The following is a 12399-nucleotide window of genomic DNA, read 5'->3' as shown; positions in this document are numbered from 1 at the left end:
GTCCACTCCCGCGTTCGGGGGGTCGTTCGGTGTCTGCGACCCGGGTGGTGGCCTAGGCGGGGCCGGGTCCCGTCGGGTCCTCGCCGCGGTCCAGGGCCTTCCACATGTCCTCGGGCCGGTCGGGGTCGACGGGCCGGGCCCGGCGCGGCCGGGGGGTGCCGTCGCGTTCGTAGCGGCCGGACATCGCGGGCCACCGCCGTCCGTGGCGCAGCGCGAGCAGTCCGGCGAGCAGGATGAGCGCGCCGCCGACGGCCGCGACGTACGGCCAGCCGGTGTGACCGAGCGCGTCGACGGTCGCCGCGGTGTCGCCAGAGGCCTCGGCCGCCTTGTCGTCGAGCGCGGCGCCGTCCTGGGCTCCGAGCAGTGCGGCGGCGATCGTGCCCGCCCCGGAGAGGGCGAGCAGCGCGGAGACCAGGACGCGCCCGGAGCGGCGTACGGCGAAGACGGCGACGAGCGCGGCCAGGCCCACCACGGCGAGCGCCGCGGGCACGCCCGTGACGTCACTGCCCTGGGCGGTCAGCGGGAAGTCGCCGCCCGCCACCGAGATGGTGCCCTGCGACCAGCGCTGCCGGCTGGCGAGCAGCACGACGGCCGCGCCCAGGGCGCCGCTGAGCAGCGCCAGAGCGAGACTGCGCCGGCCGGCGCGGACGGACGCGGGTTCGGAACGGGGGTGGTCAGGTGCTGCGGTCACGTACTCCACTATCGCCTGCTCCCCGGGCGGGGCGTCACCCGGGGCGACGTGAGAAGCGCCCTACTCGCCCAGCCGGTTGGCCGTGTGCACCGCGCGCAGGACGGCCGCCGCCTTGTTGCGGCACTCGGTGTCCTCGGCGAGGGGGTCGGAGTCGGCGACGATGCCGGCGCCGGCCTGGACGTACGCCGTGCCGTCGCGCAGCAGTGCCGTGCGGATGGCGATGGCGGTGTCGGAGTCCCCGGCGAAGTCGAGGTAGCCGACGCAGCCGCCGTACAGGCCCCGGCGGGACGGCTCCAGTTCGTCGATGATCTGCATCGCGCGCGGTTTGGGGGCGCCGGAGAGGGTGCCGGCGGGGAAGCAGGCGGTCAGGACGTCGAAGGCCGTGCGGCCCGCCGCGACCCGGCCGGTGACGGTGGACACGATGTGCATGACGTGGGAGTAGCGCTCGACGGACATGAAGTCGACGACCTCGACCGAGCCCGGCTCGCAGACCCGGCCCAGATCGTTGCGGCCCAGGTCGACGAGCATCAGGTGCTCGGCGCGCTCCTTGGGGTCGGCGAGCAGTTCGTCGGCGAGGGCCTGGTCCTCCTGCGGGGTCGCGCCCCGGTGCCGGGTGCCGGCGATGGGGTGGACCATGGCCTGGCCGTCCTCGACCTTGACCAGGGCCTCGGGGGAGGATCCGACGACGTCGAAGCCGTCGAAGCGGAACAGGTACATGTACGGGGAGGGGTTGGTCGCCCTCAGGACGCGGTAGACGTCCAGCGCGCTCGCCGTGCACGGGGTCTCGAAGCGCTGGGAGGGGACGACCTGGAAGGCCTCGCCGGCCCGGATGCGTTCCTTGATGTCCTCGACGGCGTCCTGGAAGTCGGGGCCGCCCCACAGCGCGGTGTACTCGGGCAGTTCGGAGGGTGGGAGCGCCGCCGGGGGCTGGGCCACAGGCCGGGCGAGGTCGGCCTCCATGGCGTCGAGGCGGGCGATCGCGTCGGCGTGGGCCTCGTCGACGCCGGTGTCGAGGTCGTTGTGGTTGATGGCGTTGGCGATCAGCAGGACCGAGCCCTCCCAGTGGTCCATGACCGCCAGGTCGCTGGTCAGCAGCATGGTCAGCTCGGGCAGCCGCAGGTCGTCCCGGCCGCCGGGGCCGATCTTCTCCAGGCGGCGCACGATGTCGTAGCCCAGGTAGCCGACCATGCCGCCGGTGAAGGGGGGCATGCCCTCCTGGTGGGGGGTGTGGAGGGCCTCGATGGTGGCGCGCAGGGCGGCGAGGGGGTCGCCGTCCACGGGGACGCCGACGGGCGGGGTGCCGAGCCAGTGGGCCTGCCCGTCGCGGGCGGTGAGAGTGGCATGGCTGCGGACGCCGACGAAGGAGTAGCGGGACCACGAGCGGCCGTTCTCCGCGGATTCCAGGAGGAAGGTGCCGGAGCGCTCGGCGGCGAGCTTGCGGTAGAGCCCGACGGGGGTGTCGCCGTCGGCGAGGAGCTTGCGGCTGACGGGGATGACGCGGCGGTCGCCGGCCAGCTTGCGGAACGTCTCGAGGTCCATGGCGGCTGACCTTACTGATCCAGTGACGGTACGTCGGAATCGGCGCCGCCCGGGGTGCCTTCCTCGGCCTTGAGGACGTCCTCGTCGAAGCAGGTGCGGGCGCCGGTGTGGCAGGCGGCGCCGACCTGGTCGACCTTGACGAGGACGGTGTCGGCGTCGCAGTCCAGGCTGACGGACTTCACCCACTGGACGTGGCCGGAGGTGTCGCCCTTGACCCAGTACTCGCGGCGGCTGCGCGACCAGTAGGTGCAGCGGCCGGTGGTGAGCGTGCGGTGCAGGGCCTCGTCGTCCATCCAGCCGAGCATGAGCACCTCACCGGTGTCGTACTGCTGGGCGATGGCGGGCAGGAGCCCGTCGGCGCCGCGCTTGAGGCGGGCGGCGATCCCGGGGTCCAGCGCGCTGGGCGTGCCGGGGCCGGCGGGGGCTCCGGGACGGTGGGGGCTGCTGGAGGACGGCGTGCTGGTCATGCGTGCCATTGTGCCGCGCCGCACCGGCCGGCCTCGCCGGTTGTCCACAGGCCGGACCCTCTTGTCGTACGTATGACCGGCCCGCGGGACGACCGTCCGGGTACCGACCGTCCGGGTACCGGCGGGCCGGATCGGCGCGACCTGTGCTGGGCCGGGTGGCGGCGCGGTCGTAGGCTGGCCGGCATGTCTACCCATGCCAAGCGTGAACGGCTTCTCTTCGCCGACCTGTTGGAGACCGCCGGCCCCGAGGCCCCCACCCTGTGCGAGGGCTGGACGACCCGTGATCTGGCCGCACACGTGGTCGTGCGCGAGCGTCGCCCCGATGCCGCAGGCGGCATACTCATCAAACAGCTCGCGTCGCGCCTCGACCGGGTGATGCAGGAGTTCGCCGCCAAGCCGTACGAGGAGCTGGTCCAGCTCGTGCGGACCGGTCCGCCGCGTTTCTCGCCCTTCAACCTCAAGCAGATCGACGAGGCGTCGAACACGATCGAGTTCTACGTCCACACCGAGGACATCCGCCGGGCCCGGCCCGAGTGGACCCCGCGCGAGCTCGACCACGTCTTCCAGGACGCGCTGTGGTCCCGTCTGGAGCGCACGGCCCGCCTGATGGGCCGCCGCTCCCCCACCGGTCTGGTCCTGCGCCGCCCCGACGGGCGGACGGCGGTGGCCCACCGCGGCGCCCCCGTCGTCACCGTCACCGGCGAGCCCGCCGAGCTGCTGCTGTTCCTCTACGGCCGCCAGCAGGTCGCCGATGTGGAGCTGGAGGGCGAGAAGGAGGCGATCGCCAAGCTGCACGAGACGAAGCAGCTCGGGATCTGAACCTGGTCGGCGGAGCCCCGGTCACCGGGTGACCGGGGCCCGCGTCCCAGCGTCCGACGGCGTCAGCGCACCGGGTGCCCGGCCGTCCGCAGCGCGTTCTTGACCTCGCCGATGCGCAGGTCGCCGAAGTGGAAGACGGAGGCGGCGAGGACGGCGTCGGCGCCCGCCTCGACGGCCGGGGGGAAGTCGGCGAGCCGGCCGGCGCCGCCGGAGGCGATGACGGGGACCGTGACGTGCTTGCGGACTGCGGTGATCATCTCCAGGTCGTAGCCGTCCTTGGTGCCGTCCGCGTCCATGGAGTTGAGCAGGATCTCGCCCGCGCCCAGTTCGGCGGCCCGGTGGGCCCACTCGACGGCGTCGATGCCGGTGCCCTTGCGGCCGCCGTGGGTGGTGACCTCGAAGGATCCGGCCTCCGTACGGCGGGCGTCGACCGACAGGACCAGCACCTGGCGGCCGAAGCGCTCGGCGATCTCGCGGATGAGGTCGGGGCGGGCGATCGCCGCCGTGTTGACGCCGACCTTGTCCGCGCCCGCCCGCAGCAGCTTGTCCACGTCCTCGGCCGTGCGGACGCCGCCGCCGACCGTCAGCGGGATGAAGACCTGCTCGGCGGTGCGGCGCACCACGTCGTACGTCGTCTCGCGGTTGCCCGACGAGGCGGTGATGTCCAGGAACGTCAGCTCGTCGGCGCCCTCGGCGTCGTAGACCTTCGCCATCTCGACGGGGTCTCCCGCGTCGCGCAGGTTCTGGAAGTTGACGCCCTTGACGACCCGGCCGTTGTCCACGTCCAGGCAGGGGATGACTCGGACCGCCAGGGTCATGAAATCCACGGCTCCTTAGGAATGGCCAGATGGCCTCGGGAGGGCCGGCGAAGGCCCGCGAGCGCCTAGCCTCTGAATGCTTCGATCTCTACTTCGACGAGGATGCGGGGGTCGACGAAACCCTCCACGACCAGCAGCGTCGCGGCGGGACGCACCGGGTCGAAGATCTCCTTGTGTGCCCGCCCCACGGCCTCCACGTCCCGCATGTGGGTCAGGTACATCCGGGTACGGATCACCGACTCGGCGCCGAGCCCGAACTCGCCGAGCGCCTCGACCGCGTGGGTGAAGGCCGCCTTGGCCTGTTCGTAGGGGTCGCCCTCCCCGTGCAACACCTCGCCCCGGAAGGCCGTCGTACCCGCCACCAGGACACGGTCGCCCGCCGCGACGGCGCGCGCGAAACCGAAGGACTCCTCCCAGGGACTCCCGCTCTGCACCCGCCGCACGGCTTCGGACGTCATGACGACACAACCTCCAGGGCCTCTTCCAGGGTGAACGCCTTCGCGTACAGGGCCTTGCCGACGATGGCCCCCTCGACACCGAGGGGTACCAGCTCGGCGATGGCCCGCAGGTCGTCGAGGGACGACACGCCGCCGGACGCCACGACCGGGCGGTCGGTGGCCGCGCACACGTTCTTCAGCAGCTCCAGGTTGGGGCCCTGGAGGGTGCCGTCCTTGGCGATGTCGGTGACGACGTAGCGGGCGCAGCCCTCCTTGTCGAGGCGCTCCAGCGTCTCGTAGAGGTCGCCGCCGTCGCGGGTCCAGCCGCGGCCCTTCAGCGTCGTGCCGCGCACGTCGAGGCCCACGGCGATCCTGTCGCCGTGCTCGGCGATGACCTTGGCGACCCATTCGGGGGTCTCCAGGGCGGCCGTGCCCAGGTTGACGCGGGTGCAGCCGGTGGCCAGGGCCTTCGCCAGGGAGGCGTCGTCCCGGATGCCGCCGGACAGTTCGACCTTGATGTCCATGGCCCGGGTGACCCCGGCTACCAGGTCCCGGTTGTCGCCGGTGCCGAACGCCGCGTCCAGGTCGACCAGGTGCAGCCACTCGGCGCCCGCGCCCTGCCAGGCCAGGGCGGCCTGCAGCGGTGAGCCGTAGGAGGTCTCGGTACCGGACTCGCCGTGGACGAGCCGGACCGCCTGGCCGTCACGGACGTCCACGGCGGGCAGGAGTTCGAGCTTCGAAGCCATCAGAGGGTTCCGATCCAGTTGGTCAGCAGCTGCGCTCCGGCGTCGCCGGACTTCTCGGGGTGGAACTGGGTGGCCCAGAGCGCACCGTTCTCCACGGCCGCCACGAAGGGCTTGCCGTGCGTCGACCACGTGACCTTCGGTGCGGTGAGCGCGGGGTTGTGCGTCTCCAGGGACCAGTCGTGGACGGCGTAGGAGTGCACGAAGTAGAAGCGGGCGTCGGCGTCCAGGCCGGCGAACAGCCGGGTGCCGGCCGGGGCCTCGACGGTGTTCCAGCCCATGTGCGGCACGATCTCGGCCTGGAGCGGCTCGACCGCGCCGGGCCACTCGTCGAGCCCCTCGGTCTCCACGCCGTGCTCGATGCCGCGGGCGAAGAGGATCTGCATGCCGACGCAGATGCCCATCACCGGGCGGCCGCCGGACAGGCGCCGGTCGATGATCCAGTCGCCGCGCGCCTCCTTGAGGCCCTTCATGCAGGCGGCGAAGGCCCCGACGCCGGGGACCAGCAGCCCGTCGGCGTTCATGGCCCTGTCGAAGTCACGTGTTATCTCGACCTCGGCGCCGGTGCGGGCGAGGGCGCGCTCGGCGGACCTCACGTTGCCGAAGCCGTAGTCGAAGACGACGACCTTCTTGGGGGCGCTCAATTCCACACCTCCAGCCTCATGACACCGGCGACCAGGCACATCGCGGCGCCGACGGAGAGCAGCACGACGAGCTGCTTCGGCATGCCCTGCTTGACGAAGGAGATGATCCCGCCGACCAGGAAGAGGCCGACGACGATCAGGACGGTGGACAGGCCGTTCACAGCGCGCCCTTCGTGGAGGGAAGGATGCCGGCCGCGCGCGGGTCGCGCTCGGAGGCGTAGCGCAGGGCCCGCGCCAGCGCCTTGAACTGGCACTCGACGATGTGGTGCGCGTTGCGCCCGTAGGGCACGTGCACGTGCAGCGCGATCTGGGCCTGGGCGACGAAGGACTCCAGGATGTGCCGGGTCATCGTGGTGTCGTACTCGCCGATCATCGGCGCCATCTTCTCGGGCTCGGTGTGCACGAGGTAGGGGCGGCCGCTCAGGTCCACGGTCACCTGGGCGAGCGACTCGTCCAGCGGGACCGTGCAGTTGCCGAAGCGGTAGATGCCCACCTTGTCGCCGAGGGCCTGCTTGAAGGCGGCGCCCAGCGCGAGCGCGGTGTCCTCGATGGTGTGGTGGGAGTCGATGTGCAGGTCGCCGTCGGTCTTCACGGTCAGGTCGAACAGGCCGTGGCGGCCGAGCTGGTCGAGCATGTGGTCGTAGAAGCCGACCCCGGTGGAGATCTCCGTCCGGCCGGTGCCGTCGAGGTTGATCTCGACGAGGACCGACGTCTCCTTGGTCGTCCGCTCTATGCGTCCTACGCGGCTCATGCGTTCTGCTCCTTCTTCAGTTCACGGACCGCGTCGAGGAACGCGTCGTTCTCTTCGGGGGTGCCGGCGGTGACCCGGAGCCAGCCCGGTACCCCGTTGTCCCGGACCAGGACACCCCGGTCGAGGATCTGCTGCCACACGGTGTGGGAGTCGTCGAAGCGGCCGAACTGCACGAAGTTGGCGTCGGACGCGGTCACCTCGTAGCCGATCGCCAGCAGCTCGCCGACCAGCCGGTCCCGCTCCGACTTCAGCTGCTCGACGTACTTCAGCAGCGTGCCGGTGTGCTCCAGGGCGGCCAGGGCGGTCGCCTGGGTGACGGCGGAGAGGTGGTACGGCAGGCGGACCAGCTGGACCGCGTCCACGACCGCCGGGTGCGCGGCGAGGTAACCGAGGCGCAGGCCCGCCGCGCCGAACGCCTTCGACATCGTGCGCGAGACGACGAGGTTCGGCCGGCCCTCGATGAGGGGCAGCAGCGAGTCTCCGTGGCTGAACTCGACGTACGCCTCGTCCACCACGACGAGCGAGGGCTTCGCCGCCTGCGCGGCCTCGTACAGCGCGAGGACGGTCTCGCCCGGGACGGCGGTGCCCGTGGGGTTGTTGGGGGTGGTGATGAAGACGACGTCGGGCCGGTGCTCGGCGATCGCCTTCTCGGCGGCGGCGAGGTCGATCGTGAAGTCGTCGTTGCGGGGGCCGGAGATCCACTCGGTGCCGGTGCCGCGGGAGATCAGGCCGTGCATCGAGTACGAGGGCTCGAACCCGATCGCGCTGCGGCCGGGCCCGCCGAAGGTCTGCAGCAGCTGCTGGATGACCTCGTTGGAGCCGTTGGCGGCCCACACGTCGGCGAGACCGACCTGGTGCCCGGTGGTGTCCGTCAGGTACGCGGCGAGGCGGGTCCGCAGCTCCACCGCGTCCCGGTCGGGGTAGCGGTTGAGGTCGCGCGCCGCCTCCCGTACCCGCTCGGCGATCCGGTCGACCAGCGCCTCGGGCAGGGGGTAGGGGTTCTCGTTGGTGTTCAGTCGTACGGGGACGTCGAGCTGGGGCGCGCCGTAGGGGCTCTTGCCGCGCAGTTCGTCCCGTACGGGGAGGTCGTCGATTCCGAAGCTCACTTGCCGGGTACCTTCCAGCCGAACCTTGCCTTGATCGCCGCGCCGTGCGCGGGCAGGTCCTCCGCCTCCGCCAGCGTCACCACGTGGTGCGCGACCTCGGCCAGCGCGTCCTCGGTGTAGTCGACGATGTGGATGCCGCGCAGGAAGGACTGGACGGACAGACCGGAGGAGTGGCAGGCGCAGCCGCCGGTCGGGAGCACGTGGTTGGAGCCGGCCGCGTAGTCGCCCAGGGAGACCGGCGCCCAGGGGCCGATGAAGATCGCGCCGGCGTTGACGACGCGCTCGGCGACGGCCGCGGCGTCGGCGGTCTGGATCTCCAGGTGCTCGGCGCCGTAGGCGTTGACGACGCGCAGGCCCTCGTCGACGCCGTCGACCAGGACGATCGCGGACTGCCGCCCGGCCAGGGCGGGCCGGATGCGGTCCTCGATGTGCTTGGTGGCGCCGACCTGCGGCTCCAGCTCCTTCTCGACCGCGTCGGCGAGGGCCACGGAGTCGGTGACGAGCACCGCGGCGGCCAGCGGGTCGTGCTCGGCCTGGCTGATCAGGTCGGCGGCGACGTGCACCGGGTCGGCGGTGTCGTCCGCGAGGACGGCGATCTCGGTCGGGCCCGCCTCGGAGTCGATGCCGATGACACCGGTGAAGTACCGCTTGGCGGCCGCCACCCAGATGTTGCCCGGCCCGGTGACCATGTTGGCGGGCGGGCAGGACTCGGTGCCGTACGCGAACATCGCCACGGCGGTGGCGCCGCCGGCCGCGTACACCTCGTCGACGCCGAGCAGCGCGCAGGCCGCGAGGATCGTGGGGTGCGGGAGTCCGTCGAACTCGGCCTGCGCCGGGGAGGCCAGGGCGATCGAGGGGACGCCGGCCTCCTGCGCCGGGACCACGTTCATGATCACGGAGGAGGGGTACACCGAGCGGCCGCCGGGGGCGTAGAGACCGACGCGCTCGACCGGTACCCACTTCTCGGTGACCGTGCCGCCGGGGACGACCTGGGTGGTGTGCGTGGTGCGGCGCTGCTCACGGTGGACGATACGGGCGCGGCGGATCGACTCCTCCAGGGCCGCGCGGACGGCCGGGGCGAGCTGCTCCAGGGCCTCGGTGAGAGCCTTCGCCGGGACCCGCACGGAGGTCAGGCGCACCCCGTCGAACTTCTCGGCGAAGTCGATCAGCGCCGCGTCGCCCCGATGATGCACGGCCTCGCAGATCGGACGCACCTTCTCCAGGGCGGCCGAGACGTCGAAGTCGGCTCGGGGCAGCAGGTCGCGCAGGGCGGGTCCCTCCGGGAGGGCGTCGCCGCGCAGATCGATTCGGGAGATCACGTTCCCAATTCTCTCAGACCCGCGTCGGCCGACATCCGCGCGTTCCACTGGCTGATACAGGACGGCCCGGGAACCCGGAAGATCACCTTCACGTCTTGCGTTCAGGACGTCACGCAGCGGGCATCACCAGCGTAACCAGTTGCGCGATACACGTGAGTGCACTCGGGTGCGCCCGAGTGGCACAGGACGGGGGAAGGAAGAGCTGTGAGCGAGGGGCCCGGCATCCGGGACGAAGGAGAGCTGCCGGACGACCTGACGGCCGCCGAAGCGGGCATGTGGCAGGCGTTCCGCAACGGCAGCGTGTACGACCTGCGCGACGGCGACCTCGCCGTGGACGACCCGCACGGGGGCCACCCCTGGGGGCCCGAGCGTTCCGTACGGGCACGGATCGTGGCCTGGCTGCTGCTGGACGGGCCGCCCGCGCTGGCCGGGCGGGTCTCGGCGCTGAAGCTGGTCGGTGTCCAGGTCAAGGGCGTCCTGGAGCTGGCGGGCGGCCAGGTGGTGCCGTACGTGGAGATGAAGGGCTGCCGGTTCGAGAAGGAGATCCTGCTGCCGGAGGCCCGGTTCACGACCGTGCGGCTGGTGGACTGCTCGGTGCCCCGGCTGGAGGCGGCCCGGCTGCACACGGAGGGCGACCTGCATCTGCCGCGCTGCCGGTTCCACAACGGGGTGCGGCTGGCGGACGCCCACATCGGCACCGATCTGCTGCTCAACCAGGCGGTCGTCTACCGCGACCGGCACGGCCGCTCGCTCTCCGCCGACGGGCTGACCGTGGCCCAGGACGTCCAGGCCGAGATGCTGGAGTCGCACGGGGAGCTGAGCCTGCGCGGCGCGACCGTCGGCGCCTCGCTCAGCCTGCGCGGCAGCCGTCTCGCCAACCCCTACGGCCGCCTCGCGCTGAACGCGCCCCAGCTGACCGTCGAGCGCACCCTCTATCTGACGCCGGCCGGCATCGGCAATCCGCTGCACACCAGCGGCAGTACGCCCGCGCGCGGGACCCGCGTGCAGCGGTTCGAGTGCACGGGCGGCATCCGGCTCGACGACGGGCGGTTCGGTGACTCCGTCGACCTGGAGCGGGCCCGCTTCACCTTCACGGACGAACAGGAGCTGTCGCTGCGCCGTGTCCAGGTGCCCGAGCTGCGGTTCCTCGGCGACCGGCCGGAGCGCGGCAAGGTGGTCCTGTCGGGGGCGCGCGTCGGCGTGCTGATCGACAGCTCGGAGAGCTGGCCCGGCCCCGGCAACCTCCACATGGGCGGCTTCCAGTACGAGTCGCTGGTGCCGCGCGACCGGTTCCCGCTGGCCAGGCGGCTGGAGTGGGTGGCGGCGGCGACCGCCGAGTACAGCCCGGAGCCGTACGAGCGGCTGGCGAGCGTGCTGCGGGCCGGCGGGGACGACGAGGGGGCCCGCGAGGTGCTCCTCGCCAAGCAGCGCCACCGGCGGCAGGGCCTGCCGCTCGCGGCCAAGCTCTGGGGCCACGCGCAGGACTGGACCGTCGCCTACGGGTACCGGCCGGGCCGGGCGGCGGTGTGGATGGCGGTGCTGTGGGCGCTCACCTCGCTGGCCTTCTCGCAGTCGGACCACCCGCCGATGAAGAGCGGCGAGCACCCGCACTGGAGCGCCTCCCTGTTCGCCCTGGACCTGCTGCTGCCGATCGTCGACCTCGGCCAGGTCGGGTACTGGCAGCTGGACGGCGGCTGGCAGTGGCTCGCCGCGGTGGTGATCATCCTGGGCTGGATCCTCGCGACGACGGTGGCGGCGGGCGCCACCCGGCTCCTGAGCAGGAACTGAACCCGTTCCTCCCGCAGGCCGCCCGGTGCCGGGGACCTTAATGTGGGCAGCACACAACCGGAGTCGTCGTCCCGTCGTCTTGCTGGCAGAACCGCCGGTCGCGACAGCGCCGACCGCGCGGCACGACCGCGGGAACCCGGTCCGCGCGAGCGGGGCCGGTGCGAGCGCAAGGGGGTGTCATGGGGCCGCTGCGCGCGTTCGTGCGTACCGTCCGGATGGCACGTCACACCTCCCGGCTCGCCGCCGGGCTGGTGCCCGACGACGAGGTGCTGCTCGACGCCCCGGACGAGCGGCTCGGGCCCGCGCTGGTGGCGGCCGGCCGCGGCGAGTACGCGCCCGCGGCGAAGCTGCTGGCGACCACCCGGGAGGCCGCCGAGTGGGAGAACCGGGACCGGTACGCCCTACGCCTCGCCGCCTTCGCCCACGCGCGTGACGGGTGGCTGCGGTCCTGGCACGCGGCGGCCCCGCACGACCCGGACGCCCTGCTGCTCCGGGCCGAGCTGGCGGTGACCCGCGGCCGGCACTCCCCCGCGCGCCTCGAAGTGCTGCGCGAGGCGCGTCCGTTGATCGCCGCCGCCGCGGAGGCCGAGCCGCGCGACCCGGTGCCCTGGCGGATCGCCCTCGACCACGCCCGGGGCACGGGCCTCGGCCACACCGGGTTCGCGCGACTGTGGGCGGAGGCCGTCCGCCGCTCCCCGCACCACTACGGATGTCATGTATCCGCCCTGAAGTACCTCTCGGCCGCCTGCTGCGCCCGGTGGCGGGACACCCCTCACACCCCCGGGTGCTCGCACCGTGAGGGTTTCGACTTCGCCGAGCGGGCCGCCGAGGACGCGCTGCCCGGCTCCCTCGTACGGGCCCTGCCGGTCCGGGCGGCCCTGGCGTACCTCACCGAGGACGGCGGGGCCGTGATCCCCCGCGCGCGGCTGGACGCGGCGGCGGACGGCGCGATCGCGCTCTCCGCCGAGTACGCGCCGGGCGACCCCTGGCCTGCGGAGGTCCGCAACCTGCTGACGTACGTCCTGGTCCGCCTGGAGCGCTGGCCGGACGCGCTGGCCCAGCTGCGCATGATCGGCCCGTACGCCACGTCCTTCCCGTGGGACGGGATGTCGGGCGATCCGCTGGGTCAGTTCCTGCAGTTGCGGGACGGCGTACGGCTGGAAGTGGCGTGCTCGATCCCGCTGCGCGCACGGCCCGAGCGGCCGGGACGGGCCGCAGAATAGCGTCCGCGGGAGGTCACCAAACGAGTACGGACGAACGCGCGCGCCCCGACGACC

The 12399-nt window shown here is 72.7% G+C and carries 14 protein-coding genes; 3 read left to right on the top strand and 11 right to left on the bottom strand.

Going from position 1 to position 12399, the window contains the following annotated elements:
* Positions 1 to 52: 52 nt before the first annotated feature.
* Genes SCAB_RS32705 through hisI form a run of 3 tightly spaced genes read right to left on the bottom strand, consistent with a single transcriptional unit; the run spans position 53 to position 2697 of the window.
* Positions 53 to 700, bottom strand: a complete 648-nt coding sequence (locus SCAB_RS32705; protein ID WP_013004394.1) for a TIGR02234 family membrane protein — start codon at positions 698 to 700, stop codon at positions 53 to 55.
* Positions 701 to 751: 51 nt separating this feature from the next.
* Positions 752 to 2230: an anthranilate synthase component I gene (locus SCAB_RS32700; RefSeq protein ID WP_013004393.1), complete on the bottom strand. Its 1479-nt coding sequence runs from the start codon at positions 2228 to 2230 to the stop codon at positions 752 to 754.
* 11 nt (positions 2231 to 2241) lie between these two features.
* Positions 2242 to 2697: a phosphoribosyl-AMP cyclohydrolase gene (gene hisI / locus SCAB_RS32695; RefSeq protein ID WP_013004392.1), complete on the bottom strand. Its 456-nt coding sequence runs from the start codon at positions 2695 to 2697 to the stop codon at positions 2242 to 2244.
* A gap of 183 nt (positions 2698 to 2880) precedes the next feature.
* Between hisI and SCAB_RS32690 the strand changes: the two genes are divergently transcribed.
* Positions 2881 to 3516 carry a TIGR03085 family metal-binding protein gene (locus SCAB_RS32690; protein WP_013004391.1) on the top strand — a complete coding sequence of 212 codons (636 nt, stop codon included), beginning with the start codon at positions 2881 to 2883 and terminating at the stop codon, positions 3514 to 3516.
* A 62-nt stretch (positions 3517 to 3578) separates the two neighbouring features.
* Here the strand turns inward: SCAB_RS32690 and hisF are convergent, their stop codons facing one another.
* The 8 genes from hisF to hisD all read right to left on the bottom strand — a co-directional run bounded on the left by hisF (position 3579) and on the right by hisD (position 9334).
* Positions 3579 to 4334, bottom strand: a complete 756-nt coding sequence (gene hisF, locus SCAB_RS32685; protein WP_037727991.1) for an imidazole glycerol phosphate synthase subunit HisF — start codon at positions 4332 to 4334, stop codon at positions 3579 to 3581.
* A 65-nt stretch (positions 4335 to 4399) separates the two neighbouring features.
* Positions 4400 to 4792 (bottom strand): RidA family protein, encoded by a 393-nt coding sequence (locus SCAB_RS32680; protein ID WP_013004389.1) that lies wholly within the window; start codon positions 4790 to 4792, stop codon positions 4400 to 4402.
* Positions 4789 to 5517, bottom strand: a complete 729-nt coding sequence (priA, locus tag SCAB_RS32675; RefSeq protein ID WP_013004388.1) for a bifunctional 1-(5-phosphoribosyl)-5-((5-phosphoribosylamino)methylideneamino)imidazole-4-carboxamide isomerase/phosphoribosylanthranilate isomerase PriA — start codon at positions 5515 to 5517, stop codon at positions 4789 to 4791. Before priA ends, SCAB_RS32680 begins: the two co-directional genes overlap by 4 nt.
* Positions 5517 to 6158 (bottom strand): imidazole glycerol phosphate synthase subunit HisH, encoded by a 642-nt coding sequence (gene hisH, locus SCAB_RS32670; protein WP_037727988.1) that lies wholly within the window; start codon positions 6156 to 6158, stop codon positions 5517 to 5519. The genes priA and hisH overlap by 1 nt, the downstream gene beginning before the upstream one ends.
* Positions 6155 to 6319, bottom strand: coding sequence for a hypothetical protein (locus SCAB_RS47875; RefSeq protein ID WP_005478154.1), 165 nt, complete (start codon positions 6317 to 6319; stop codon positions 6155 to 6157). Before SCAB_RS47875 ends, hisH begins: the two co-directional genes overlap by 4 nt.
* Positions 6316 to 6909, bottom strand: a complete 594-nt coding sequence (gene hisB, locus SCAB_RS32660) for an imidazoleglycerol-phosphate dehydratase HisB (protein ID WP_013004386.1) — start codon at positions 6907 to 6909, stop codon at positions 6316 to 6318. The genes SCAB_RS47875 and hisB overlap by 4 nt, the downstream gene beginning before the upstream one ends.
* Positions 6906 to 8015 (bottom strand): histidinol-phosphate transaminase, encoded by a 1110-nt coding sequence (locus SCAB_RS32655; RefSeq protein WP_013004385.1) that lies wholly within the window; start codon positions 8013 to 8015, stop codon positions 6906 to 6908. The genes hisB and SCAB_RS32655 overlap by 4 nt, the downstream gene beginning before the upstream one ends.
* Positions 8012 to 9334, bottom strand: coding sequence for a histidinol dehydrogenase (hisD, locus tag SCAB_RS32650; RefSeq protein ID WP_013004384.1), 1323 nt, complete (start codon positions 9332 to 9334; stop codon positions 8012 to 8014). Before hisD ends, SCAB_RS32655 begins: the two co-directional genes overlap by 4 nt.
* Before the next feature lie 204 nt (positions 9335 to 9538).
* Between hisD and SCAB_RS32645 the strand changes: the two genes are divergently transcribed.
* Together SCAB_RS32645 and SCAB_RS32640 are read left to right on the top strand one after the other, a co-directional pair.
* Positions 9539 to 11122 (top strand): hypothetical protein, encoded by a 1584-nt coding sequence (locus tag SCAB_RS32645; RefSeq protein WP_013004383.1) that lies wholly within the window; start codon positions 9539 to 9541, stop codon positions 11120 to 11122.
* Positions 11123 to 11301: 179 nt separating this feature from the next.
* The gene (locus SCAB_RS32640) at positions 11302 to 12345 is read left to right on the top strand and encodes a hypothetical protein (RefSeq protein ID WP_013004382.1); all 1044 of its coding nucleotides are present in this window, start codon (positions 11302 to 11304) and stop codon (positions 12343 to 12345) included.
* The last annotated feature ends 54 nt before the right edge of the window (positions 12346 to 12399 follow it).

The organism is Streptomyces scabiei 87.22 (genome assembly GCF_000091305.1).
Lineage (GTDB): Bacteria > Actinomycetota > Actinomycetes > Streptomycetales > Streptomycetaceae > Streptomyces > Streptomyces scabiei.
Note: the sequence above shows the minus strand (reverse complement) of the source record. Positions and strands in the feature narration are given on the sequence as shown.